Origin of the sequence: Planktotalea arctica, assembly GCF_002105285.1 — a bacterium.
Lineage (GTDB): Bacteria > Pseudomonadota > Alphaproteobacteria > Rhodobacterales > Rhodobacteraceae > Planktotalea > Planktotalea arctica.
Genome location: NZ_MUHR01000001.1, coordinates 392,930 through 415,686 on the forward strand (window position 1 = coordinate 392,930; position 22,757 = coordinate 415,686).

The 22,757-nt window shown below is 56.2% G+C and carries 26 protein-coding genes; 20 read left to right on the forward strand and 6 right to left on the reverse strand.

The annotated features are described in order from the left end of the window. The first annotated feature begins 3 nt into the window (after nucleotides 1–3). The 3 genes from B9P63_RS01980 (at nucleotide 4) to B9P63_RS01990 (ending at nucleotide 3,278) form a co-directional block, all read left to right on the forward strand. Nucleotides 4–867, forward strand: a complete 864-nt coding sequence (locus B9P63_RS01980; protein ID WP_085306857.1) for a D-amino-acid transaminase — start codon at nucleotides 4–6, stop codon at nucleotides 865–867. 350 nt (nucleotides 868–1,217) lie between these two features. Further along, entirely contained in the window at nucleotides 1,218–2,660 is a 1,443-nt protein-coding gene (locus B9P63_RS01985) for an OmpA family protein (RefSeq protein ID WP_085306858.1), read from the forward strand. Between the two features lie 21 nt (nucleotides 2,661–2,681). Beyond that, nucleotides 2,682–3,278: a hypothetical protein gene (locus B9P63_RS01990; RefSeq protein ID WP_085306859.1), complete on the forward strand. Its 597-nt coding sequence runs from the start codon at nucleotides 2,682–2,684 to the stop codon at nucleotides 3,276–3,278. Nucleotides 3,279–3,328: 50 nt separating this feature from the next. On the opposite strand, the gene B9P63_RS01995 is transcribed toward B9P63_RS01990, so the two are convergent. Both B9P63_RS01995 and B9P63_RS02000 read right to left on the reverse strand, forming a co-directional pair. Then, a complete protein-coding gene (locus tag B9P63_RS01995; RefSeq protein WP_085306860.1) occupies nucleotides 3,329–3,628 on the reverse strand; it encodes a DUF1244 domain-containing protein in 300 nt (99 codons plus the stop codon). 23 nt (nucleotides 3,629–3,651) lie between these two features. Beyond that, complete coding sequence (locus B9P63_RS02000; RefSeq protein ID WP_085306861.1) at nucleotides 3,652–4,392, reverse strand: N-formylglutamate amidohydrolase; 741 nt, start codon at nucleotides 4,390–4,392, stop codon at nucleotides 3,652–3,654. A gap of 133 nt (nucleotides 4,393–4,525) precedes the next feature. Here B9P63_RS02000 and pyk point away from each other — a divergent pair, with 133 nt between their 5' ends. The 4 genes from pyk (at nucleotide 4,526) to rplT (ending at nucleotide 6,926) form a co-directional block, all read left to right on the forward strand. Then, the gene (gene pyk / locus B9P63_RS02005; RefSeq protein WP_085306862.1) at nucleotides 4,526–5,971 is read left to right on the forward strand and encodes a pyruvate kinase; all 1,446 of its coding nucleotides are present in this window, start codon (nucleotides 4,526–4,528) and stop codon (nucleotides 5,969–5,971) included. Between the two features lie 34 nt (nucleotides 5,972–6,005). Beyond that, entirely contained in the window at nucleotides 6,006–6,230 is a 225-nt protein-coding gene (locus B9P63_RS02010) for a hypothetical protein (RefSeq protein WP_085306863.1), read from the forward strand. Between the two features lie 116 nt (nucleotides 6,231–6,346). Continuing rightward, a complete protein-coding gene (rpmI, locus tag B9P63_RS02015) occupies nucleotides 6,347–6,547 on the forward strand; it encodes a 50S ribosomal protein L35 (protein WP_072632074.1) in 201 nt (66 codons plus the stop codon). A 13-nt stretch (nucleotides 6,548–6,560) separates the two neighbouring features. Continuing rightward, nucleotides 6,561–6,926: a 50S ribosomal protein L20 gene (gene rplT / locus B9P63_RS02020; protein WP_085306864.1), complete on the forward strand. Its 366-nt coding sequence runs from the start codon at nucleotides 6,561–6,563 to the stop codon at nucleotides 6,924–6,926. 72 nt (nucleotides 6,927–6,998) lie between these two features. On the opposite strand, the gene B9P63_RS02025 is transcribed toward rplT, so the two are convergent. Further along, nucleotides 6,999–7,247, reverse strand: coding sequence for a hypothetical protein (locus B9P63_RS02025; RefSeq protein ID WP_085306865.1), 249 nt, complete (start codon nucleotides 7,245–7,247; stop codon nucleotides 6,999–7,001). A 206-nt stretch (nucleotides 7,248–7,453) separates the two neighbouring features. Between B9P63_RS02025 and pheS the strand changes: the two genes are divergently transcribed. The 4 genes from pheS (at nucleotide 7,454) to B9P63_RS02045 (ending at nucleotide 11,752) form a co-directional block, all read left to right on the forward strand. After that, nucleotides 7,454–8,518 (forward strand): phenylalanine--tRNA ligase subunit alpha, encoded by a 1,065-nt coding sequence (gene pheS / locus B9P63_RS02030; protein WP_085306866.1) that lies wholly within the window; start codon nucleotides 7,454–7,456, stop codon nucleotides 8,516–8,518. Next, on the forward strand, nucleotides 8,518–8,832 hold the full coding sequence (locus B9P63_RS02035; protein WP_085306867.1) for a hypothetical protein: 315 nt from the start codon (nucleotides 8,518–8,520) through the stop codon (nucleotides 8,830–8,832). Before pheS ends, B9P63_RS02035 begins: the two co-directional genes overlap by 1 nt. Nucleotides 8,833–8,846: 14 nt before the next feature. Beyond that, nucleotides 8,847–11,243 carry a phenylalanine--tRNA ligase subunit beta gene (gene pheT, locus B9P63_RS02040; protein ID WP_085306868.1) on the forward strand — a complete coding sequence of 799 codons (2,397 nt, stop codon included), beginning with the start codon at nucleotides 8,847–8,849 and terminating at the stop codon, nucleotides 11,241–11,243. A gap of 62 nt (nucleotides 11,244–11,305) precedes the next feature. After that, on the forward strand, nucleotides 11,306–11,752 hold the full coding sequence (locus tag B9P63_RS02045) for a YtoQ family protein (protein WP_085306869.1): 447 nt from the start codon (nucleotides 11,306–11,308) through the stop codon (nucleotides 11,750–11,752). On the opposite strand, the gene B9P63_RS02050 is transcribed toward B9P63_RS02045, so the two are convergent. After that, complete coding sequence (locus B9P63_RS02050) at nucleotides 11,749–12,447, reverse strand: glutathione S-transferase family protein (RefSeq protein ID WP_085306870.1); 699 nt, start codon at nucleotides 12,445–12,447, stop codon at nucleotides 11,749–11,751. The two genes, B9P63_RS02045 and B9P63_RS02050, sit on opposite strands and share 4 nt — an antisense overlap. A gap of 149 nt (nucleotides 12,448–12,596) precedes the next feature. On the opposite strand from B9P63_RS02050, the gene mscL reads away from it, so the two are divergent. Then, on the forward strand, nucleotides 12,597–13,007 hold the full coding sequence (gene mscL / locus B9P63_RS02055) for a large conductance mechanosensitive channel protein MscL (protein WP_085306871.1): 411 nt from the start codon (nucleotides 12,597–12,599) through the stop codon (nucleotides 13,005–13,007). 60 nt (nucleotides 13,008–13,067) lie between these two features. On the opposite strand, the gene ald is transcribed toward mscL, so the two are convergent. Then, entirely contained in the window at nucleotides 13,068–14,183 is a 1,116-nt protein-coding gene (gene ald / locus B9P63_RS02060) for an alanine dehydrogenase (protein WP_085306872.1), read from the reverse strand. Nucleotides 14,184–14,321: 138 nt separating this feature from the next. Here ald and B9P63_RS02065 point away from each other — a divergent pair, with 138 nt between their 5' ends. The 4 genes from B9P63_RS02065 to B9P63_RS02080 all read left to right on the forward strand — a co-directional run bounded on the left by B9P63_RS02065 (nucleotide 14,322) and on the right by B9P63_RS02080 (nucleotide 17,481). Next, nucleotides 14,322–14,783, forward strand: a complete 462-nt coding sequence (locus B9P63_RS02065) for an Lrp/AsnC family transcriptional regulator (RefSeq protein ID WP_085306873.1) — start codon at nucleotides 14,322–14,324, stop codon at nucleotides 14,781–14,783. 72 nt (nucleotides 14,784–14,855) lie between these two features. Continuing rightward, a complete protein-coding gene (locus B9P63_RS02070; protein WP_085307057.1) occupies nucleotides 14,856–15,242 on the forward strand; it encodes an ectoine synthase in 387 nt (128 codons plus the stop codon). A gap of 138 nt (nucleotides 15,243–15,380) precedes the next feature. Beyond that, on the forward strand, nucleotides 15,381–16,307 hold the full coding sequence (locus tag B9P63_RS02075; RefSeq protein WP_085306874.1) for a lipid A-modifier LpxR family protein: 927 nt from the start codon (nucleotides 15,381–15,383) through the stop codon (nucleotides 16,305–16,307). Nucleotides 16,308–16,416: 109 nt separating this feature from the next. Beyond that, nucleotides 16,417–17,481 carry a Hint domain-containing protein gene (locus B9P63_RS02080; RefSeq protein ID WP_085306875.1) on the forward strand — a complete coding sequence of 355 codons (1,065 nt, stop codon included), beginning with the start codon at nucleotides 16,417–16,419 and terminating at the stop codon, nucleotides 17,479–17,481. A gap of 118 nt (nucleotides 17,482–17,599) precedes the next feature. On the opposite strand, the gene B9P63_RS02085 is transcribed toward B9P63_RS02080, so the two are convergent. Continuing rightward, a complete protein-coding gene (locus B9P63_RS02085) occupies nucleotides 17,600–18,157 on the reverse strand; it encodes a TlpA disulfide reductase family protein (protein ID WP_085306876.1) in 558 nt (185 codons plus the stop codon). A 21-nt stretch (nucleotides 18,158–18,178) separates the two neighbouring features. Between B9P63_RS02085 and argH the strand changes: the two genes are divergently transcribed. From argH to lysA, 4 genes are all read left to right on the forward strand, one after another. Next, nucleotides 18,179–19,570, forward strand: coding sequence for an argininosuccinate lyase (gene argH / locus B9P63_RS02090; protein WP_085306877.1), 1,392 nt, complete (start codon nucleotides 18,179–18,181; stop codon nucleotides 19,568–19,570). 125 nt (nucleotides 19,571–19,695) lie between these two features. Then, entirely contained in the window at nucleotides 19,696–20,013 is a 318-nt protein-coding gene (locus B9P63_RS02095) for a DUF2834 domain-containing protein (protein WP_085306878.1), read from the forward strand. 138 nt (nucleotides 20,014–20,151) lie between these two features. Further along, nucleotides 20,152–21,357: a sugar-transfer associated ATP-grasp domain-containing protein gene (locus B9P63_RS02100; protein ID WP_085307058.1), complete on the forward strand. Its 1,206-nt coding sequence runs from the start codon at nucleotides 20,152–20,154 to the stop codon at nucleotides 21,355–21,357. 121 nt (nucleotides 21,358–21,478) lie between these two features. Next, complete coding sequence (gene lysA, locus B9P63_RS02105) at nucleotides 21,479–22,744, forward strand: diaminopimelate decarboxylase (protein ID WP_085306879.1); 1,266 nt, start codon at nucleotides 21,479–21,481, stop codon at nucleotides 22,742–22,744. Nucleotides 22,745–22,757 lie beyond the last annotated feature (13 nt).

The following is a 22,757-nucleotide window of genomic DNA, read 5'->3' on the forward strand; positions in this document are numbered from 1 at the left end:
AAAATGACACGTACCGTATATGTAAACGGCGAATACCTGCCCGAGACCGAAGCCAAAGTCTCGATCTTCGATCGCGGGTTCCTGATGGCGGATGGCGTCTATGAGGTCACATCGGTTCTGGGTGGCAAGCTCATCGACTTTGACGGCCATGCAATCCGCCTTGCGCGTTCGCTGAACGAGTTGGACATGAATAACCCGATTTCCAAGGAAGATCTGCTCGTGGTTCACCGCGAGTTGGTGCGTGTCAACGAGATTGACGAAGGGATGATCTATCTGCAAATCACCCGCGGCGCGCCGAGTGATCGTGATTTCGCTTTCCCTGATCCGGACACGACGCCCTGCACGATTGTACTGTTCACCCAAAACAAGCCCGGCCTCGCCAATTCGCCTGCGGCCAAAGTTGGCATGAAGGTGATTTCAATCGAAGATATTCGCTGGGGACGCCGTGATATCAAGACGGTTCAACTGCTTTATCCCTCCATGGGCAAGATGATGGCGAAAAAGGCGGGGGCGGACGACGCCTGGATGATAGAGGATGGATTTGTCACCGAGGGCACGTCCAACAACGCCTATATCGTCAAGGGCAACACTATCATAACGCGCGCGCTCTCGAACGATATTCTGCACGGGATCACGCGCGCTGCAGTGCTGCGGTTCGCGCAAGAGGCGCAGATGGATGTGGAAGAGCGCAACTTCACCATCGAAGAGGCAATGCAGGCGGATGAGGCGTTCATCACATCTGCCTCCACTTTCGTCATGCCTGTGGTTGAAATTGACGGTGCGATCCTTGGGGATGGCACGCCGGGCCGTGTTGCGCCGCGTCTTCGCGAGATTTATCTCGAGGAAAGCCTCAAGAAAGCGATCTAAGTCGCACAAACGGCCTTAAATTGGGCGAATTTTCCAACACAAAGCTCACGGTTTCCGTGAGCTTTGTCGTTTCAGTGCTCTACTTCGGTAAAGATTGCTCGTTTGCGTTAATCAAGGGCGTTCAACTGACGACCTAAATGCTCTTGAAAAATGACGTTTAACCAAGCGCCTCTGTCATTCGCCACCGCCTCTGCCGGAACTCCTTCAGGGCCATAAGTGCGTAGCGTTCTTCAATGCTGCGGGTTTTTTGCGTGGCGCTTCCCCCTTGCTAATCGCGCAAGTAATGGGCTTTGATAGCATAATTCGCTACGGCGAGCGTGTTTGAACGAGTACTGAAAAGAGGTCGGGTAATGAGAAAACTCTTAGGCGGTGTGCTTTTGGCAGCGGGTGTCGGTGGTCTTGGCTATTGGGGCGCGAAGGATCAGGCGCTGGATATCGAGAGCTCGATCGGGCTGCATGCGCAAACAGCTGTGGCGGGTGCTGTGCACGGCGTGCAGGCAAATGTGGACGGTCGCGACATTCGTGTTTCGGGGCTGGCAAATAGTGAAGCGGAGCGCGCGGCGCTGATCTCCGCGCTGAACGATGTTCAGGGACGCCGCGTGGTTATTGATGCGCTCGAGGTCTTGCCGATGGCCGATCCATTTACGATCGCCGCGACGCGTAAGAATGGGCAAACGCTTTTGCAGGGAAATGTGCCCTCCGAGGCGATGCGCGCGGCCTTGCGCGAGAGCGGCGCGAGCGGTGTAGAGGGATTGACCCTTGCTTCCGGCGCACCGGAGCGCTGGGAAGCGGCGATTGGCGGCGCGCTCGGCACGCTGACGCAAATGCAGGACGGCGCGGCCTCGCTCACGGGAACGACGATGCGTTTGACGGGTCTGGTTGACACGCCAAGCGATCGCAATGCCCTGATAACCGCGCTGACGCTGCCCGAAGGCTACACGTTGCAAGATGATATCGAGACGCGCGACGACGGCACGCCGATCGGCTTCGACGTCAGCTACGATGCGGCTTCGGGTGTGACGGTCGCGGGCAAGCTGCCCAAAGGTCTTGACCTTGCGCAGATCGGCGAAGCGCTTGGCGTGGACGCTGTTGCAGGTGATCCGAGCGTGGGCATCGAAGGCGATCCAGTTGCTGCGCTTGGAATTCTTAGCAAGCTAAAGGGCTGGCTGCCAGAGCTCGAAAGCGCCAAGCTGACGTTGCACTCTGGCCCGCCTGCGATCACCGGCTTTGCGGCACCAGGCGTGAATGCGGCGCTGGTGCAACAAAGCATGGCGCAGGATTTCGAAAGCGATCTGGAACTGTCCCTTGCTGGGCTGGGTACGCTGCCGCAAAGCGGGCAAGAGCGGATTAACGCGGCCACGGGTCAGGCCGAGCGGTTCGAGTTTGGTGCGTGGCTGCCCAAGATCGTCTTCACCCCGTCGCTTTCTACATGTGGGGCGCAAACTGAAAAACTTCTGGCAACTACGAAGATCAATTTCCTCAGTGGCTCTGCCGATTTGGGGCCGCGGGCTGTGCGCGCTATCAATGCGATGGCGAGCGTGCTGGGCCGCTGCGTGCGAGATGCCGGTTTGATCGCAGAACTTGGCGGACATACGGACAACACGGGTTCGGGTAATTTCGAGTTGAGCGCCGCGCGCGCGCAGGCCGTGCGCAACGCGATGATTGCGCGCGGTATCGACGGTGCTGCGCTTAGCGCGGTGGGGTATGGCGCGAGCAAACCGATTGCGGACAATGCGAGCGAAGAAGGCCGCGCAGCAAATCGTAGGACCACAGTGCGCTGGGCGCAGCAGTAACAAGTTTGAAAGGAAGACATAATGTTTCGTGAATGGGGCTTTTTGATAAGTGAAATGGTCATCCTGATCATATTGGCTACGCTTTTGGGCTTGATGGTGGGATGGTTGGTTTGGGGACGACGCAGCGAAGCGGCGGTTGACACGGGCGAAGTGGCTCGCTTGCGCCGTGATCTGGAAGCGTGCCAAGCCAAACACACAGAAAAAGACGCGCGCATTGCCGCGTTAAAGGCTGAAGCGGCGAGAGCGATCGCACCCGCAGTGGCAGAAGCATCTGTGGATGCGGCATCGATCGATTACGACGGTGACGGTGTGATCGAGGGCGCAAATGAAGGCGTAAAGCCTGAAGCCCTGACCGAAGCGCGCGGCGGGGTTGCCGATGATCTCAAGCAAATCAAAGGGATCGGACCAAAGTTGGAGAAACTGTGCAACAGCTTGGGTTTCTATCATTTTGACCAGATCGCCAATTGGACCCCTGACGAAGAGGCCTGGGTTGACGCCAACCTTGAGGGTTTCAAAGGCCGCGTCAGCCGCGATACGTGGATCGCTCAGGCAAAGGTGCTTGCAACGGGTGAGGAGACAGAATTCTCCAAACGCGTTGAGGGCGGCGACGTTTACTAAAGCTACTGGCAATACTCTCTGCGCGGCAAGCCTCGCAGAGAGCGAAACGATTAGGTCGCTTGTTTGTGGGAAACCTCGAACGCGGCTTTTTGCGCATCTGACGCATCGCTCTGAAACTGATCACGCCACTCACTAAATGGCATGCCGTAAAAGGTGCTCCGCGCGTCTTCCTTGCTCATTTCGATGTCGCGTTCGTTCGCGGCCTCCTGATACCAGCGCGACAGGCAATTGCGGCAAAAGCCCGTCAGGTTCATCATGTCGATATTCTGAACATCCGTGCGTGCGGCGAGGTGGTCGCGCAAGCGGCGAAAGGCGGCGGCTTCCAGTTCCAGTTGTGTCTGTGCGTCCATGTCGGGCTCCTGTTTAGTGTTTTTTATAGGTTGGTCTGTGCCAGCGCCTTTTCAAGCAGCGGAGCCAGGCGTTTTGCCCAGAAAAGCTGCTGCGCTTCGGTTTCAATCAGATCATTGCGCAGCTCGATCAGCACATTCAGATGCCCGCTCGCCAGTGCATGCCTGTCTACCGCGTCGCCCGGCAAATGCCCTGCGTAGGGTTCGTTGTTACCGACCGTCAAATCGCCCTCCTGCGCAAGAAGCTGCATCAGAGGCGCGGCAAGGCGGGTGTCATGGGCATATAGCACGCCAATTTCCCAAGGCCGCTTGGGGCGTCCTCTTAATTGCGGCGTGAATGAATGGATCGACAGCAGCACAGGGCGCTCATGGCGCTGCATTAACGCGCCAAGAGCGGCGTGATAGGGGTGGTAGCAAGCCTGCATGCGCCGCTCCAGATCTGCTGCATCGGCGTTGCGATTGGCGGGAATGATCGTGCCGTCATAAAGCTTCATCAACAATGTTGGATCATTCGCGCCGCGATTGGGATCGATCACAAGGCGCGAGAAGTTCGAGCAGATCACAGGGCTGTCCAGCTGCGCGCCTAAAGCCTGTGCGAGTCCGCACGCGCCGATGTCATAGGCGATGTGCCGGTTCATATCGCTGGCTGCGATGCCCAGATCGCTGCCGTTGACGAAGGCCGGCACGGTGTTGGCTGCATGATCGCAGCTTACGACCCAGCGCCCCTTGCGTTGGTCGGTGAATTCAAAGAAAGGCTGGTATGTCACGTATCTGTTTCCTAGGTTTGCCGCAGCAATAGTGCAGTTGCCGCGCAATTGGAAATGCGCAATAAGCGACCGAGCGTGTTAGCGATAACATGAGATGCTTGCCGATCCGGCTGAACCGAGACGAGGACGAATTATGAGACGCAACCGCAATGTGAAAATCGTGGCCACGCTGGGGCCAGCCTCCAGCGATTACAAAATGATCCGCGCTTTGCATGAAGCGGGGGCCGATGTGTTCCGTCTCAACATGAGCCATGGCAGCCACGAGAAAATTGGCGAGCTGCATGCGATCATTCGCAAGGTTGAGGAAGATCTCGACAGTCCAATCGGCATTCTGGCAGACCTTCAGGGACCAAAGCTGCGTGTAGGCGAATTTGCCAAAGGCTCTGAAGAGTTGATCGTGGGTGCAGATTTCCGCCTTGATCTGGACGAGGCGGAGGGCGACTCCGCGCGTGTGCGCTTGCCCCATCCTGAAATTTTCGCAGCGCTGGAGCCGGGGGCGTCCCTTCTTGTGAACGACGGTAAAATCCGCCTCAAGGTCAAAGACTGCGGCGCTGATTTCGCCAATTGCAAAGTGATCATTGGTGGTACGATTTCCAACCGCAAGGGGGTGAACGTACCTGACGTGGTTCTGCCGCTTGCGGCTTTGTCAGAAAAAGACCTTGCCGATCTGGAATTCGTTTGCGAGCTGGGCGTTGATTGGCTCGCGCTGTCCTTTGTGCAGCGTGCCAAGGACGTGTGGGATGCGCGCGATCTGATCAAGGGGCGTGCGGCGGTTTTGTCCAAGATTGAAAAACCCTCTGCCGTTGCCAGCTTTGACGAAATTCTCGATGCCTCCGATGGCATCATGGTCGCGCGCGGTGATCTGGGTGTGGAACTGCCCGTGCAAAACGTGCCGCCGATCCAGAAGCGCCTTGTGCGCAAATGCCGTGCGGCAGCAAAACCGGTGATCGTGGCGACGCAAATGCTCGAGAGCATGATCGAAAGCCCGATGCCGACGCGCGCTGAGGTTTCGGACGTGGCGACGGCGATCTATGAAGGCGCGGATGCGATCATGCTGAGTGCGGAAAGTGCGGCAGGAGACTATCCCATCGAGGCGGTGACCACGATGGACAATGTCGCGCGCGAAGTGGAAAGCGATCCGACCTACACCGAAATCATCGAAGCCTCGCGCACCGCGAGCCGCACGACCGTCGCAGACGGCATCGTCGCCGCCGCGCGTGAAATTGCGGAAACTACTGAAATCAAGGCGATTTGCTGCTTTACCCAAAGCGGTACAACGGCGCTTCTTACTGCGCGCGAACGCCCGCGTGTGCCGATCATCGCCATGACCTCGCAGCGCCGCACTGCGCGACGGCTGGCGCTGACTTGGGGCACGTACTGCGTGATGACCGGTGAATTGGAACGCTTCAAAAGCGCTGTCGTTTCAGCGGCGCGCGCGGCGCGTTCCAGCGGATTGGCCATTGAAACGGATCAGATTGTCGTTACCGCGGGGGTCCCGTTCAATATTCCGGGCACGACAAACATCCTTAGGGTTGCGCCTTGCGAGGAAAGATTGATTTACGCCTCCGATCCAGAGTAGCCTTTGCAAAAGTACACGATCAAAGGGTGCCGTTATGAGTTACGATCTGGGTTTGGTGCTTGGCATGGTGATTGCGGGATTTGCGATACCCGCAATCGTTTCGGCGTTTTCGGATAGCCGGACGCCGCGCGCAGCATCCCTGATGGTGATGATCGGCGGTGGGCTGATTGCGTGGGCGGTCATGGGCAAACCGGGTGGCTACACGCTGGATCAAATCCCCGAAGTCTTTGTCAAAGTCACACGGGATTTGATTGGCTAACTTATCTCTTGCGGAATCCGCAGGCCTGTCCTAAACGGCCCTTTCTATACGTGCGTCCGGCCGAAAGTGGCATGCCGAGTGCGCGCGTTTCTACCGACCTTAAAAAGGAGACGGAAATGCCCAAGATGAAGACGAAGTCGAGCTGCAAAAAGCGGTTCAAAACAACGGCGAGCGGCCGTGTTGTGGCGGCACAAGCCGGCAAGCAGCACGGGATGATCAAGCGCTCTAACAAATTCCTTCGCAATGCACGTGGTACGACCACACTCGCGGCTGCTGACGAGAAAATCGTCAAGTCGATGATGCCCTACGCTCGTTAAGGAGATTTGAAAGATGTCACGCGTTAAAGGTGGTACAGTAACCCACGCCCGTCACCGTAAAGTCGTCAAAGCAGCCAAAGGCTACTATGGACGCCGTAAAAATACATTCAAAGTTGCAGCACAGGCCGTTGATAAAGCGAACCAGTACGCAACGCGCGACCGCAAGAATCGTAAGCGTAGCTTCCGTGCATTGTGGATTCAGCGGATCAACGCAGCTGTGCGTAGCCATGACGAGGCTCTGACATACAGCCGCTTCATCAATGGTTTGATGCTGGCCGGTATCGAAGTGGACCGTAAGGTTCTCTCCGATCTTGCAGTCAACGAGCCAGATGCGTTCACAGCGATTGTCGAGCAAGCGAAAGCAGCATTGGCCGCTTAAGTGAGTAGCGTTTGAAATTGTAAAAGGCCTCGAGCGATTGCTCGGGGCCTTTTTCGTTGCTCGTTTAGGCCTCTAGCCTTGAAGCATGCTGGCGCAAGCCGAGGTCGCATTGCGTCCGCCAATATGATGCGGGTTTTGAATAAGCATCCACATGACCGGTTGGCCAGGCGCTTGCGTGCGGCTGTACGAGCAGCCGTTCGGTGCGGTGTACCACTGGCCGGTCTGCGTAAATACAGGGTTCGGATTATAGAGCGTGTCTTGCGCAAGGGCAGGCAGGGCGCAAGGCAAGGACAAAGTGGCAGCAACGAGGATCGTTTTCATTGTGAAGTCTCCAGCAGGGATGACCCGGCAGCGGGCCTTGCGCCTATAAGTTGCTGAAACCGGACCTGCCCTGCGGCAGGATCGTGGCAAAATTGGGCAGAAAGCCGATGATTTTATTAAAGTGTGGTCCCAGTTAGCCTGCAGCGATCCTTGCACGCAAAGGGCCAAGCGGGTAACTCGGGGCAACTGAATACGCGAGGCCGCCCATGGATGATCTAAGAGAGAAATACGTCAGCTTGATCGCTGCCGCCGCTGATGAAACCACGCTGGAAGACTTGCGCGTGCAGGCGGTTGGTAAAAAGGGAGAAATCAGCCTGCAAATGCGCTCGCTTGGCAAGATGAGCGCTGAGGAGCGTCAGCTCGCAGGTCCAAAGCTGAATGCTTTGAAGGACGAAATCAACTCGGCGCTGGCTGCGAAGAAGACCGCGCTTGGCGATGCGGCGCTTGATGAGCGTTTGCGCGGTGAATGGCTCGACGTTACTTTGCCCGCGCGTCAGCGCGCTATGGGGTCTATTCATCCGATTTCGCAGGTGACGGAGGAAGTCACTGCAATCCTTGCCGATCTTGGTTTCTCCGTTGCTGAAGGTCCGCAGATTGAAAGCGATTGGTATAACTTTGATGCGTTGAACATCCCCGGCCATCACCCCGCGCGCGCGGAAATGGACACGTTCTATACGCACCGCGCAGAGGGCGACGAACGCCCCCCGCATGTCTTGCGCACGCACACATCCCCCGTGCAAATCCGCCATATGGAAGCGCATGGCGCGCCCTGCCGCATCATTTGCCCCGGCCGCGTGTACCGCGCGGATTATGATCAGACGCACACGCCCATGTTTAACCAAGTCGAGGGCCTCGCCATCGACAAGGACATCTCCATGGCGAACTTGAAATGGACGCTGGAGGAATTCTTCACCGCCTTCTTTGGCACGAACGTCAAAACCCGTTTCCGCGCCTCGCATTTCCCGTTCACTGAACCCTCCGCCGAGGTGGATATCCAGTGCCAGTGGAAAGACGGCTCTGTGGTTGTGGGCGAGGGGGATGATTGGCTTGAAGTCCTCGGCTCTGGCATGGTGCATCCCAAGGTGCTGCAAGCGGGCGGTATTGATCCGGCTGAGTGGCAGGGTTTTGCCTTCGGCATGGGGATCGACCGCATGGCGATGCTGAAATACGGCATCCCCGATCTGCGCGCGTTCTTTGATTCTGATTTGCGTTGGCTGCGCCACTACGGGTTCGCGAGCTTGGACCAGCCGAATTTGGCGGCGGGGCTATAATGGCCATTCCCCAAGCCTTTGAGGCCTTCATCGACGAAATGCGCGACGAGGCACCTAGCCTTGAGGTCATGCAGATGTTCGGCAAGCCCTGTGCAAAGCTGGGCGGGGGCAAACCTGTGTTGTCGTTCTATCAAGACTCCATGGTGTTCAAGCTGGGCGTCACCCGCGTCCAAGAGATTTTCGCGACCCACCTTGAGGCCGTGCCGTTTGACCCATCAGGCAAAGGCAGGCCGTTCAAGGATTGGGTACAGGTGCCCGAAGGCATCGACACAGATTGGCATGCGCTCGCCCGCGAAGCGCTCGGCCTTAAGTAACAGGAAGATACGACATGAAATTCACACTATCCTGGTTGAAAAAGCACCTCGAAACAGACGCGTCCTTGGATGACATTCTCTACGCTTTGACCGATCTGGGTCTGGAAGTGGAAGAGGTGAGCAACCCTGCCGATGCGCTCAAGGCGTTCACATTGGCGAAGGTAAAGTCAGCCGAGCAGCATCCCGACGCCGATCGTTTGCGCGTGTGCCAGGTGGAGACCAACGAAGGCTTGCAACAGATCGTATGCGGTGCGCCGAACGCGCGCGAGGGGATCACGGTGGTTCTGTGCAAGCCGGGCGACTATGTGCCGGGCATTGATGTGACGCTGTCCGTGGGCAACATTCGCGGCGTTGAAAGCCACGGAATGATGGCATCCGAGCGCGAGTTGGAACTGTCTGAAGAGCATGATGGTATTATCGAGCTGCCCTCTGGCGAGGTTGGTCAGACGTTTGTTGATTGGCTGGCTCAAAATGACCCGAGCAAGGTTGATCCCGTCATCGAAATCGCGATTACGCCGAACCGCCCTGATGCGCTTGGTGTTCGCGGGATCGCGCGTGACTTGGCCGCGCGTGGGCTTGGGACGCTCAAGGCTTGCGATGTTGAACCAGTCGCGGCTAGTTTTAAGGCTGATGTTGATGTAAGCATTGACGCGGATACGCTTGATGGTTGTCCTGTGTTTTGCGGTCGTGTGATCAAAGGTGTGAAGAACGGTCCGTCCCCCGCATGGATGCAAGACGCCTTGCGCGCGATTGGGCTGCGTCCGATTAGCTTCCTTGTCGATGTGACCAACTTTTTCACATATGATCAGAACCGTCCTTTGCATGTCTTCGACATGGATAAGGTCAAAGGCAATCTGCGCGTTCACCGCGCAGCGGGCGGCGAAACCTTGGTGGCGCTGGATGACAAGGAATACACGCTGCAAGCGGGACAGATGGTCATTTCCGACGATACCGGCCCTGAAAGCATTGCGGGTGTGATGGGTGGTCTGTCCACCGGTTGCACTGACGAGACGGTGAATGTCTTCGTGGAAAGCGCTTATTGGGATCCGATCCAGATTGCCTACACGGGGCGTGCGTTGAAGATCAATTCTGATGCGCGTTATCGCTTCGAGCGCGGCGTTGATCCTGCGTTTACGCCTGTTGGTTTGGAGCATGCGGTGCGCATGATCGTGGACCACGCAGGCGGCGAGGTCTCTGAGGTGATTGTCGCTGGCGAAGTGCCTGACGTGTCGCGAAGCTATAAGCTGGACACGGATCGGGTTCAGTCTTTGGTTGGCATGGATATTCCGGCGGAGCGTCAACGCGCAATTCTGGAAACGCTCGGCTTTGTGATGGACGGCGATATGGCGCAGGTCCCTAGCTGGCGTCCTGACGTTTTGGGCGAGGCGGATCTGGTCGAGGAAGTGGCACGCATTGAATCGCTGACGGGCCTTGTGGGCAAGCCGTTGCCGCGTCTGCACGATGGCGTCACCCGTGCGATCCTGTCGCCAATGCAACTGCGCGAGCGCACAGCACGGCGCACGGCGGCGGCGCTCGGGTATAATGAATGCGTGACATATAGCTTTATTGATCAGCCCTCTGCCGCGCTCTTTGGTGGTGGCACGGACGCGACGATGCTGGCCAATCCGATCAGCAGCGAAATGAGCCATATGCGTCCCGCTTTACTACCCGGTTTGCTGCAAGCCGCTGCACGTAATCAGGCGCGGGGTTTTGCGGATCAGGCTTTGTTCGAAGTAGGCACTGCGTTTCATGGCGGCGAGCCAGGCGAGCAGCACGTTCAGGTCTCTGGTTTGATCGTCGGGCGTACGGGTCCAAAGGATGTGCACGGTGCATCGCGCGCCGTGGATGTGTTTGACGTGAAAGCGGACGCCGAAGCTATTTTGGCCGCCATTGGTGCGCCTGCAAAGGCGCAAATTCTGCGCGGCGCTGAGGAATGGTGGCATCCGGGTCGTCATGGCAAGATTTGTCTTGGCCCGAAGAAAGTCATGGGCGTTTTTGGCGAAATCCATCCCAAGGTCTTGGCCACTATGAATGTGAAAGGCCCTGCGATGGGCTTTACGATCTGGCCTGCAGAGGTGCCTTTGCCGAAGAAGCAAACATCGACGCGCGCGGCCTTGGTCTTGCGTGATCTGCAAGCAGTCGAGCGCGACTTTGCCTTTGTCGTTGATGCAGATGTTGAGGCGCTGACCTTGGTCAACGCTGCGGCTGGTGCGGATAAGGCGCTGATTGATGGTGTTCGCGTGTTTGATGAGTTCATCGGCGGCTCGCTTGGTGAGGGGAAGAAGTCCATCGCGGTGACGGTGCGTTTGCAGCCCTTGGAAGCGACGTTGAAAGAGGCGGATATCGAAGCTGTGTCTGTCAAGATCATTGAAAAAGTGTCCAAGGCCACAGGCGGTGTTCTGCGGGGGTAGCCGATTTTTCTGCGAAAAATCAGGGCCTCCGGCGGCGATACTTTTAGAAAGAGGAAAACGTTATGGTAAATGTTTACTTGTCAGGTGAAATTCACACGGATTGGCGCGAGCAGATTATTGCTGCCTGCCAAGGGCTTGATGTGTCTTTCTCTGCGCCTGTAACGGACCACGGCGCGAGCGATGATTGCGGAGTGGCGATACTTGGGGCGGAGCCGAAGAAGTTTTGGCACGACAATAAGGGCGCAAAGGTAAATGCTATCCGCACCCGCAAGGGGATTACGGATGCGGATGTTGTGGTTGTGCGTTTTGGTGAGAAATACAAACAGTGGAATGCTGCGTTTGATGCGGGCTACGCCGCAGCGCTGGGTAAATCGCTGATTATTCTGCATCAAGACGAGCATCAGCATGCGCTTAAAGAAGTGGATGCTGCGGCCCTTGCCGTGTGCAAAGAGCCGCAACAGGTTGCTGAAATCCTGCGCTATGTCATGACAGGCACGTTGCCAGCCTAATCGCGTGCGGGGGTCACGAGGCCCTTTTGCACGGCGGGGCGTTCCAAGAAACGCTCTAGATAGGCGACTGCGTTTTTGTGATCAGCCCAACCTGTGATTTCACGTGTGCCATAGAAATCGAGTGCGCGCAGCCATGGGGCGATTGCGATGTCGGCGATGGAGTACTCTCCTGCGATCCAGTCTTGGCCCTCCAACTGCTTGTCCACGACAGCCAAAAGACGTTTCGATTCATTGATGTAGCGCTCGCGGGGGCGGGGGTCTTCAATTTCGGCACCCGCGAATTTATAGAAGAAACCAAGCTGACCAAGCATCGGGCCGAGGCCGCCCATCTGGAACATGAGCCACTGGGTCACACGTGCTTTGTCGACTGCGGTGGCACCGATCAGCTTTCCCGTCTTTTCCGCAAGATAGAGCAGGATTGCTCCGCTTTCGAATAGTGCCAAAGGCGCGCCGTCGGGCCCATCGGGGTCAATGATCGCGGGAATTTTGTTGTTCGGATTGAGCGACAGAAATTCGGGACTTTTCACGTCGGTATCTGACAGGGTCACCAGATGCGGCTCGTAGGGGATGCCCATTTCTTCCAAGGCGATGGAGGCCTTCACACCGTTGGGTGTTGGAAAGGAATAGAGTTGCAAGATAGATGGCTCTTGGGCGGGCCAGCGTCTGGTGACGTGGAATTGGCTTAGATCGGTCATATGAAAGCTCCTTTACGGCTAGGGGGAACCTAAGCGTCTTTTCCCATTAAAACAGTGACAAACATGTGCGATTTCGCGATAACGCGCGTGCGCAAATGCAATATAAAAACAAGCGCGCGTAGTAGGTTTAAGGAACTTAGGGGACTAATATGATTAAGGAATTCAAAGACTTCATCGCTAAAGGCAATGTCATGGACATGGCTGTCGGCATCATCATCGGCGCAGCGTTTACTGCGATTGTTACATCGCTTGTGGGCGATTTGATCAACCCGATTATCAGCCTGTTCATGGGCGGCGTTGATTTCGCGGGGCAGTATGTCTTGCTTGGTGATGGTGAATTTGCATCCATCGGCGAAGCAGAAGAAGCAGGCGCAGCCGTGTTTGCGTTTGGTCGCTTTATCATGGCGATCATCAATTTTGTGATCATCGCGTTTGTCGTATTCATGCTGGTGAAGGCTGTGAACAAGACAAAGAAAACGGAAGAAGCAAAACCGGCGGCACCTGCAGGTCCGACGGAGATGGACGTACTGATGGAAATCCGCGACGCGCTCAAGAAGTAAGCGTTTCGATTCCAGATCAAGGAAAGGGCGGCTCTGATCCAGAGGCCGCCCTTTTTCGTGTTATTTGATCACCAATTGAGGCGAGGTCACATCGATCCCCAGCGCCTTGCCGACAGCGAAATAAGTCAACTGACCTGCATGCACGTTCAAACCTTCAAGCAGATGGGGATCATCGGCGCAGGCCTTTTTCCAGCCCTTGTTCGCAATTGCGAGCATGAAGGGCATGGTGGCATTGCCAAGCGCGATGGTTGACGTGCGCGCGACAGCGCCGGGCATGTTCGCAACGCAGTAGTGCATGATGCCGTCGACATCATAGATCGGATCTTGGTGCGTCGTGGCTTTTGATGTCTCAAAGCAGCCGCCTTGATCGATTGCGACGTCCACGATGGCAGCCCCCGGTTTCATTGTCGAGAGTTGCTCGCGGGTGATCAGCTTGGGGGCGGCTGCGCCGGGGACCAGAACCGCGCCGATGACCAAATCCGCTTGGGCCACCCAATCAGCGGTATTTCCTTTGCTTGCAAAGCTGGTGTTGAACGCGCCGCCGTAAATATCGTCAAGATAACTCATCCGCGGTAAGGAGCGGTCCAGAACCATGACCTCGGCGCCCATGCCCGCCGCCACGCGTGCGGCTTGGGTTCCGACGACGCCGCCGCCAATAACCACGACACGGGCAGGGCCAACGCCCGGAACACCGCCCAAGAGAACGCCGCGCCCGCCATTGGCTTTTTGCAAGGTCCATGCTCCGACCTGCGGTGCGAGTTTGCCAGCAACTTCTGACATAGGGGCAAGCAAGGGCAGGCCCCCATTGCGATCCGTGACCGTCTCATAGGCGATGGCAGTACAGCCGGAGGCTATCAGGTCTTCGGTCTGCGCGCGATCGGGCGCGAGGTGCAGGTAGGTAAAGAGAACTTGACCTTCGCGCAGCATCTTTCGCTCGCCTGCCTGCGGCTCTTTCACTTTGACGATCATGTCGGCTTTTTCGAAAACTTCCTGCGCGCTTGCGGCCATGACGGCACCTGCCGCGATATAGTCCTCGTCGGAGAATCCCGAACCGATGCCAGCGCCGCTTTGGATAAGGACGTCATGACCATGTGCGACGGCCTCTTGCGCAGCATTCGGCGTCATACCGACGCGAAATTCCTGTGGTTTGATCTCTGTGGGGCACCCAATTTTCATGTCGCATTTCCTCCCTTGCGATTTTAAGGCACCCTCGCAAAAGGCCTGTGCAAGTGTTGTGAAATATCGCTCGCCTTTGAGAGGGATTCTGCAATAATCTTCGAAGAAGTTATAAATTTGAGCACGAAAAGAAGCGCAATGAGCCTTGATGCAACAGATAAGCGTATTTTGACGGCCCTGCAAAAGCGTGGTCGGATGTCTAATGCGGAACTTTCGGAAAAGGCGAATCTTTCGCCCTCGGCCTGCCATCGGCGTGTGCAGCGGCTTGAGGCCGATGGCTATATTCGCGACTATGTTGCGTTGCTTGATGCACGTAAAATGGGGGTCCCAACGACTGTTTTCGTGGAAATCACTCTGCGTGCGCAGGCAGATGATGTGCTGGATGCTTTTGAAAAATCGGTCTCGCGCATACCGGATGTGCTTGAATGCCACCTGATGGCGGGTACGGCGGACTACCTGCTTAAGGTTGTGGCTGAGAACACCGAGGACTTTGCACGTATCCATCGCCAGTATCTCGCGCGGCTTCCGGGCGTGGCGCAGATGCAAAGCTCATTTGCCCTGCGCACAGTGTTCAAGACGACGGCTCTGCCGATTTCTTGAACCTTCGCCAAATTCGCGTCACTTTTCCTTGCTAGCGCTCTTTCATTGATGGATCGAAAGAAGGATGACCAAATGATCGTGCGCAATTTGAAAGATGTCGAGCAAACGCCGCACTTTGTAAATTACGGAAATGGCACCAGTCATAGGTTGCTGACCTCAGCGGATGGCATGGGATTTACGGTGTGCCACACTGTTGTGAAGGCGGGAACGGAATCGCATCTTCAATATGTAAATCATTTGGAATCTTGTTATTGCATTGCTGGCGCTGGCGAGATCGAGACAGCCGCCGGGCAAATCTATCCGATTGAAGTGGGCACATTATATGCGCTCAATGAGCACGACAGACACTACATGCGGGCGAATTCGGGCGCTGATATGGTTCTGGTCAGCGTGTTTAGTCCGGCATTTTCGGGGACGGAAATTCACAACCTTAGCAGCGAATCCGCTTCTGGATATTAGGGATTTGGTGGCTTCGATCCGGGTCTGCAACGCGGCGGAATTGACACAGGCAGCTTGCTCCGAGCTTGCACCGTCTGGCCGGGTGCCGGCAAAACGCGTTAACTAAAGATGTATTGGGCGAAAAATGGATTACACAAAATGAACCGATTTCAGAGCGCCCTCAAAGCGGCCATCCTTGGTTCAATTTTTGCGATGCCTTTGCCTTTAAGCGCGCAAGAAATCGTGCAGCTTGGCTACGGACGTTTGATAAATAACGACTTTTTGGGCGACCTAAAGGATCGCGGCCAGACTGGTTCTTATGTGTCCAGTCGAATTTTTGGTAAAGCATGGGCGGCTCGCCTTCCGGCGCACGCAGGTGAAATTCTTGAATTTCGCCTTCAGGCTGATATCAAATCTCCCGATAATCTGGTCGCGCCGGCGGTCGGTGACCGCCCCTTTGCCGGATCGGTCAGCGCAGGACTTCATACGCACTATCAGCAGGCCGGTTATGAAATTGCCATGGGCGCAGAATTGGTCGCGACAGGACCTCAAACGCGGCTCGATCAGTTGCAGACAGCATTGCATGATGGCTTGGGAGTTTCCCCACCTTCGGGTGCGACGCGTTCGGCGCAAATCGGTGACAAGATACATCCTGGTGTAATTGTTGAAATGGGCCGTCCCTTCAGGCTTGGCGCGCGCAGCCAGGTACGTCCGTTCTTCGAGGCACGCGCCGGTGTGGAAACACTGGTTCGGGCGGGAATGGACTTTGAGATTGGAAAATTAGGCGGCTCCGATGTGATGGTGCGCGATGGCATTACCGGACAGCGCTACCGGACAATCTTATTGGGGGAGGGCGGTGTGTCCTTCATTGTGGGAGCTGATACGGCGATCGTTTCGCAAAGCGCCTACCTGCCGCTCAATCGCGGGTTCGCATTGACGGATCGACGTGATCGCGCGCGCGCGGGCGTGTATTGGCAAGGAAAGAACAGTCACGGATTTTTTGGCGTGACCTATCTTGGCCGCGAATACACTACGCAGGCAAGCGAGCAAGTCGTCGGTTCAATCCGCCTCGCTCTCAAATTCTGAGGCTTTCTAGCCACAATCCCTAGGTGCACGGTTTATAAAACTTCCCAGCCTTAACTTCGTTTGTTAACCTTTTGGTAATAATAAAAGAAGAACGAGGCAGAGCTAGAGTATGAAAACGGGCTTTAAGGGCACGTTTGTCATATCTTGGTCGCAAACAAAGTTAGATGGTATGGGGGCTGTTCCACTGCAGTCTCTGGATGTGGGTACGGCATGGGCCTGGACCGGGGACGCCATTCGCGTCGACGGGCCGGCGGAATTGTTGCGATTGGATGAGGCAGACGGCGATGCGAGTATTCGCAAACGCGCAGCGAAAATGGTGCGCAAACTTGTTGGCGCAGCGTTGACGGACGTAAAGAACTTGGACGACGTCGAGGTAGATCACCCGATCCGCGACAGCAGTTTCGTGGTGACGGATGGTGCGCAAAGCTACACGATCACGGTGATCGAAGTGGCGGGCAGTAAGGCACCTTTGTTGATGTTCCTTGATGAAATGCCGCCAAAAGATATTGATCTTTGGGTTGTGCATCACACGATTGATATTCGCAGTCATGATATGGTGTCGGTGTCCTCGGGCGGCGTGATTTGTTTCACGCCTGGCACGATGATTGAAACGCCTGATGGCGCATGCGCCGTCGAGGATTTGCGTGAAGGCGATCGTTTGCAAACCCGCGATAGCGGCGCGCAGGACATCCAGTGGATAGGTGCGCGGCGCATGACGGGCGCGCGTTTGTTTGCGATGCCAGAGCTGCGGCCCATTCGTATTCGTTCGGGCGCGTTCGGGCTCGAAACGCCGGACCAGGAATTTCTGGTTTCGCCCAATCACCGGATGTTGGTGCGCGGTGCTGTGGCACGTGATTTGTTCAATACGCCAGAGGTTTTGGTTGCTGCGAAGGATTTGGTGAACGGATCGACAGTGACGCGCGATACGCAGGTGAAGGAAGTGACTTATATTCATCTGATGTTGCCGAGTCATCAGATCGTGATCGCCAATGGTGTCGAGACGGAAAGTTTTCATCCGGCTTCAACTGCGCTCTCGACGATCCCGCAAGAGGATCGCGCGCGTTTGGCGCAGGTAAATGATCGCATCGAGGCGGACCCGAATTGTTACGGTGGCTATGCGCGGCGGATTTTGTCAAAATCCGAAGCCGCGATTTTGACACACGAAGCGGCATGAATTGGCGGCATGAATTGATTGTGCGCCCCAAGGGGCGCGCAGTTTTTATTCACCCCATGGGGGTGAACGGATTGAGGCTCTGCCTCAAACTCCGAAGTTTATTTTGAAAGATGAAGGATCATTTTTGGCTAATGAGAGCGCGCAGGATTTCCTTAGCGTTGTCTGAGGCCCAATCCGCATCACCGCGCAGGCGGGCGATTTCTTGACCATCGCGATCCAGGATCACGGTAATTGGCAGGCCAAGTACACCCATGTCGCGCGCGATTTTCTGTTTGGGGTCGCGGTGCAGGGGCAGGTTGTCGACGCCGATCTCTTTGAGAAACTTTTTCATGGCGGGTGGCGCATTGCGGCCTGTGGCGATGGTGACGACTTCGAAATTGTCGCCGCCGAGTTCCGTTTGCAACTCTGACAGCATCGGCATTTCCTTGCGGCACGGGGCGCACCATGTGGCCCAGAAGTTCAAAAGTATGATTTTCCCAGTGTGATCGGCAAGCGTCCCTTCGCTTCCATCGTCCTTTATGTAGGGTTGGGTAGAAGTTGCTTTCGCGTCTGAATGGAAGTTCAGCTTGCCCATATCGCCGCTGCGCATCGCAGCAATTTCGCTCAGATCGGCAGTAGCACCGTTTGCACACATCAAAAGAGCGGTATACATCAGCGCAGCAACTAGTTTTCTCATTTTCCCTCCAAGGGTAGGCATATGACCAAATCTTCTTCGAACCAGATGTGGGGCGGCCGTTTCGCTGCCGGACCCGATGCAATCATGGAGGCAATTAACGCCTCGATCGGGTTTGACAAGCGAATGGCGCGTCAGGACATCGACGGCTCTCGCGCGCACGCAAGCATGCTCGCGGCTCAAGGTATCATTACAGATACTGATGCTGGCGTCATTCGGGAAGGGCTGCTCACGGTCTTGTCAGAAATTGAAGCAGGAACCTTTGAGTATTCCGCCGCTTTGGAAGACATTCACATGAATGTGGAAGCGCGCCTTAAGGAAATTGTAGGAGAGCCTGCGGGTCGTTTGCATACGGCACGTTCGCGCAATGATCAGGTTGCGACGGATTTCAAGCTATGGGTGCGCGATCAGTTTGATGCTGCCGAAGGTGCGATCTTGTCTTTGATTGCTGGTTTACTGGAGCAGGCAGAGGCTGGCGCGGATTGGGTGATGCCCGGATTTACCCATTTGCAGACTGCGCAGCCGGTGACTTGGGGGCATCACATGATGGCCTATGTGGAAATGCTGGGCCGCGATTTGTCGCGTGTGCGCGATGCGCGCAAGCGGATGAACGAGTGTCCGTTGGGCGCCGCTGCGCTAGCGGGCACGTCTTTTCCGATTGACCGAGATGCAACGGCGCAGGCGCTTGGGTTTGATCGCCCATCGGCCAATTCACTGGACGCGGTGAGCGATCGTGATTTTGCTTTGGAATTTTTGAGCACTGCCAGCATGTCCGCGATGCACTTGAGCCGTTTGGCAGAAGAGTTGGTAATCTGGTCCTCTGCGCAGTTTCGTTTTGTGACGCTTTCGGACCGTTTTTCCACAGGCTCGTCGATCATGCCGCAAAAGAAGAACCCCGACGCAGCGGAGTTGATCCGCGCAAAGATCGGGCGGATTTTTGGTGCGAACACCGCCTTGATGATGGTGATGAAGGGGCTGCCGCTGGCCTATTCCAAGGACATGCAGGAAGACAAAGAACAGGTCTTCGATGCCGCTGACAACTGGATGTTGGCGCTGGCGGCGATGGACGGGATGGTGCGCGATATGACGGCGAACCGTGAGAGTTTGGCGGCGGCGGCGGGGTCCGGTTTCTCGACAGCGACGGATTTGGCGGATTGGTGTGTGCGCGCGCTCAACATGCCGTTTCGCGAGGCACATCACGTGACGGGGTCCTTGGTGGCCTTGGCGGAGAAAGAGGGCTGCGATTTGCCTGATTTGTTGCTGACACAGTTGCAATCGGTCCACGGCGGGATAACTGAAGATGTCTATTCGGTTCTGACGGTCGAGGCGTCGGTGGCGTCGCGGACATCATACGGTGGCACTGCGCCAAGCCAAGTGCGTGCGCAAGTTGCGCGCTGGCGCGAGACCCTCGCATGATGCGGTTTATCTGCCTGGTGAGCACGCTGGCGTTCCTGGCGTCTTGCGGCGCGGACGGGATGCCGAGCAAGCCGGAGCCCAAGGACGAAACGGCAGCGCCTGCTGCATCATAGTTAGGATACGCGATGTCACCTTTGCGCATGATCTACCTCGCCCTCGCGATCTGGGGGACAATCCATCCAATGTATTATTTCATCCAGTGGTTTCAGGCCGAGGGCTGGGACATCATGAGAATGGTTGATGCGTGGCATGTGAATACGGCCAGCTCAGGTTTGGTCTGGGATTTGACCATCGCGGCGGTCACGCTGACCATTTGGATCATTGCGGAAGTGGCAACGCGGCACAACTGGGGCGCACTGGTCGCTATCCCAGCGACGTTTTGCATCGGGGTGAGTTGCGGTTTGCCTCTATATCTATTTCTGCGCTCTAAACCCGTCAGCTAGGCCGATTGAGCGGTATTTTGGAAACAAACTCGTAAATTTGCAGGTATTTTCCCAATTTTGGCTGCTGTTTGCCCAAGTTTGGGCGCAATTGACGCCCAAATTCCTTTGCAGCAGGCAATTAACGCAGAGGAAAACCCCATGAGCAGCATCGACGCATCCCAGATTCATTCACAAAAAGCCCTTTTGGCAGCGCCTGAAAAGGCTACGATGCCTGCCTCCAAGATGATCGTCGAGGTCGCGCGCCAGTTTGGTGTCAGCCCGATCAAGCAAATGCGCGAGATGTTCAAGCTGGATCGAAAAGCCGGAATTTCTTTTGGCGAATACTACGCCGCGCAGCACTATCGCACGGATTTGACGGCTGAGGAGAAACTGCAATTCGTTGGTGAAAAGGGCAGCTATAAGTTGAACCTGCGGCTGTCCCCTGCGAAACTTGGCGATAAGCGTTCGTTTATCCGCGACAAGGTTTTGTATACTACGATGCTGAAAGGCATGGACCTGCCGACGACACAAACGCAGGCCGTCGCGCACGGTGAACGCGGGTTTGGCGCGATCAAGACATTGCGCACGCCTGCGGATGTGGCACGTTTCCTGACATCCGAAGCGGTTTATCCGGTTTTCGCCAAGCCATTGGAGGGTTCCAAATCAGTCGGCTCCGCGCTTTTGACGGGGTTCAACGCCGAAAAGGGCCTGATCGAAATGGGCAATGGCAAGGCCTTTGATATCGACGCATTCGCGGCGGAAGTGGTCAATGATTATCCCGAAGGCTTCACGTTCCAAAGCGCCGTGCAGCAGCATAAATCGGTGAGCGCGCTTGCGGGCCAGGCTGTCGGCACCATGCGGGTTGTGACCGTGATCGAGGATAGCGTGCCACGTGTGCTTTATGCGGTATGGAAAATCCCGTCCCCCAAGGCCATGTCGGATAATTTCTGGCAGTCCGGCTCAATGCTGGGCGCGGTCGATGCGGAAAATGGCAAGGTGAGCCATGCAATTACCGGCGCAGGACTTGATCGTGAGATCATCGAGCAGCATCCGGTGTCCGGCAAGAGCTTTGCAGGGTTCCAGGTGCCCCATTGGGACAAAGTGAAAGAGGTTGCGCAGCAAGGTCATAGCCTTTTCCCTGAATTCGGTGTGTTCGGCTGGGATATTGCGATTGGCGAGGATGGTCCGGTGATTATCGAATGCAACGCCAACCCATTCCACACGCTTTATCAATTGCCTCATGATCGCGGCATCAATAATCCTGATTTCGCGCCTGTGTTCGACAAGGTCGAAGCGCGTACGCAAGCGATCTTGGAAACCCGCACGGAGCAGATGAAGAAAATCCGCAAAGACCAGCGGATTTGACAGGGGCTCTGCCCCCGTCTCAGCAAAGCTGAGCCTCCCCCGAAGTTTATCTGGAAAGATGAAGGTGTAGGGTTGGTTATAAAGATTGTGCGCGCGCAGGATTGCCCTTATCCACGCGCGCATGGATCATTTTCTTTATCGCGACGGCGCGCTTTACGCCGAGGATGTGCCGCTGAGCGAGATCGCCGCAAGCGTGGGTACGCCGTTCTATGTTTACTCTACAGCGACGCTTGAGCGGCATTTCAAGCTATTTGATGACGCGCTCGAGGGCATAGACCATCTTGTGTGCTACGCTATGAAAGCGGCCTCCAATCAGGCGATTCTCAAGACACTGGCAGCGCTTGGCGCGGGGATGGATGTTGTGTCCGGCGGCGAATACGCGCGTGCGAAAGCCGCGGGTTTGACTGGTGATCGCATCGTGTTTTCAGGCATCGGCAAGACCCGCGACGAGGTGCGCATGGCGCTAACCGGGGGCATTCGCCAATTCAATGTGGAGAGCGAACCGGAGATGCAGGTCATTTCCGAGATCGCCACAGAGCTTGGCGCGATTGCACCGATCACCATCCGCGTGAACCCAGATGTGGACGCGAAAACCCATGCCAAGATCGCAACGGGCAAGTCCGAGAACAAGTTCGGTATTCCGATCAGCCGCGCGCGCGAAGTCTATGCGCTGGCGGCGTCGCTGCCAGGGCTCAAGGTGATTGGCATAGACGTACATATCGGCAGTCAATTGACTGATCTTGCACCGTTTGAAGCTGCTTACTTGAAGGTCGCGGAACTTACCGAGCAACTTCGCGCCGACGGTCATGAGATATCGCGCCTAGACCTTGGGGGCGGCCTTGGCATTCCTTATGAGCGCTCTAACGAGGCACCGCCGCTGCCAGCCGATTACGGCGCGCTCATCAAAAAATGCGTCGGCCATCTAGGCTGCGAGATCGAGATCGAGCCAGGGCGGCTCATTTCAGGCAATGCGGGCCTGATGGTCAGCGAAGTGATCTACGTTAAATCAGGTGAGGACCGTGAATTTCTCATTATTGACGGGGCAATGAACGATTTGATCCGCCCTGCGATGTATGATGCGTATCACGATATTGTCCCTGTCATCGAACCGGCTGCGGGCACGCTGAGACAGCCCTATGATATCGTTGGTCCGGTTTGTGAAAGCGGCGATACCTTTGCCAAAGGACGTGACATGCCACCGCTGAAAGCGGGTGATCTGGTCGCCTTCCGCTCGGCCGGGGCGTATGGCGCTGTGATGTCCTCGGAGTACAACACCCGCCCTCTCATTCCTGAAGTTTTGGTGAAAGGTGATCAATTCGCTGTCATTCGGGCGCGTCCGACCTTTGACGAAATGATAAATCGAGATACCATCCCTGAATGGCTTTGACGCGCATCCCGTG

What these genes read in the sequence shown, in the direction of transcription:
- B9P63_RS02065 (WP_085306873.1), top strand. Translation starts at nt 14,322, where the DNA reads ATGAGCCTTGATGCAACAGATAAGCGTATTTTGACGGCCCTGCAAAAG.
- B9P63_RS02070 (WP_085307057.1), top strand. Translation starts at nt 14,856, where the DNA reads ATGATCGTGCGCAATTTGAAAGATGTCGAGCAAACGCCGCACTTTGTA.
- rpmI (WP_072632074.1), top strand. Translation starts at nt 6,347, where the DNA reads ATGCCCAAGATGAAGACGAAGTCGAGCTGCAAAAAGCGGTTCAAAACA.
- B9P63_RS01995 (WP_085306860.1), bottom strand. Translation starts at nt 3,628, where the DNA reads ATGGACGCACAGACACAACTGGAACTGGAAGCCGCCGCCTTTCGCCGC.
- pyk (WP_085306862.1), top strand. Translation starts at nt 4,526, where the DNA reads ATGAGACGCAACCGCAATGTGAAAATCGTGGCCACGCTGGGGCCAGCC.
- B9P63_RS02095 (WP_085306878.1), top strand. Translation starts at nt 19,696, where the DNA reads ATGTCACCTTTGCGCATGATCTACCTCGCCCTCGCGATCTGGGGGACA.
- B9P63_RS02025 (WP_085306865.1), bottom strand. Translation starts at nt 7,247, where the DNA reads ATGAAAACGATCCTCGTTGCTGCCACTTTGTCCTTGCCTTGCGCCCTG.
- B9P63_RS01985 (WP_085306858.1), top strand. Translation starts at nt 1,218, where the DNA reads ATGAGAAAACTCTTAGGCGGTGTGCTTTTGGCAGCGGGTGTCGGTGGT.
- B9P63_RS02050 (WP_085306870.1), bottom strand. Translation starts at nt 12,447, where the DNA reads ATGACCGATCTAAGCCAATTCCACGTCACCAGACGCTGGCCCGCCCAA.
- B9P63_RS02085 (WP_085306876.1), bottom strand. Translation starts at nt 18,157, where the DNA reads ATGAGAAAACTAGTTGCTGCGCTGATGTATACCGCTCTTTTGATGTGT.
- pheT (WP_085306868.1), top strand. Translation starts at nt 8,847, where the DNA reads ATGAAATTCACACTATCCTGGTTGAAAAAGCACCTCGAAACAGACGCG.
- B9P63_RS01980 (WP_085306857.1), top strand. Translation starts at nt 4, where the DNA reads ATGACACGTACCGTATATGTAAACGGCGAATACCTGCCCGAGACCGAA.
- lysA (WP_085306879.1), top strand. Translation starts at nt 21,479, where the DNA reads ATGGATCATTTTCTTTATCGCGACGGCGCGCTTTACGCCGAGGATGTG.
- B9P63_RS02045 (WP_085306869.1), top strand. Translation starts at nt 11,306, where the DNA reads ATGGTAAATGTTTACTTGTCAGGTGAAATTCACACGGATTGGCGCGAG.
- B9P63_RS02035 (WP_085306867.1), top strand. Translation starts at nt 8,518, where the DNA reads ATGGCCATTCCCCAAGCCTTTGAGGCCTTCATCGACGAAATGCGCGAC.
- B9P63_RS02010 (WP_085306863.1), top strand. Translation starts at nt 6,006, where the DNA reads ATGAGTTACGATCTGGGTTTGGTGCTTGGCATGGTGATTGCGGGATTT.
- B9P63_RS01990 (WP_085306859.1), top strand. Translation starts at nt 2,682, where the DNA reads ATGTTTCGTGAATGGGGCTTTTTGATAAGTGAAATGGTCATCCTGATC.
- B9P63_RS02100 (WP_085307058.1), top strand. Translation starts at nt 20,152, where the DNA reads ATGAGCAGCATCGACGCATCCCAGATTCATTCACAAAAAGCCCTTTTG.
- B9P63_RS02075 (WP_085306874.1), top strand. Translation starts at nt 15,381, where the DNA reads ATGAACCGATTTCAGAGCGCCCTCAAAGCGGCCATCCTTGGTTCAATT.
- argH (WP_085306877.1), top strand. Translation starts at nt 18,179, where the DNA reads ATGACCAAATCTTCTTCGAACCAGATGTGGGGCGGCCGTTTCGCTGCC.
- mscL (WP_085306871.1), top strand. Translation starts at nt 12,597, where the DNA reads ATGATTAAGGAATTCAAAGACTTCATCGCTAAAGGCAATGTCATGGAC.
- pheS (WP_085306866.1), top strand. Translation starts at nt 7,454, where the DNA reads ATGGATGATCTAAGAGAGAAATACGTCAGCTTGATCGCTGCCGCCGCT.
- B9P63_RS02080 (WP_085306875.1), top strand. Translation starts at nt 16,417, where the DNA reads ATGAAAACGGGCTTTAAGGGCACGTTTGTCATATCTTGGTCGCAAACA.
- rplT (WP_085306864.1), top strand. Translation starts at nt 6,561, where the DNA reads ATGTCACGCGTTAAAGGTGGTACAGTAACCCACGCCCGTCACCGTAAA.
- ald (WP_085306872.1), bottom strand. Translation starts at nt 14,183, where the DNA reads ATGAAAATTGGGTGCCCCACAGAGATCAAACCACAGGAATTTCGCGTC.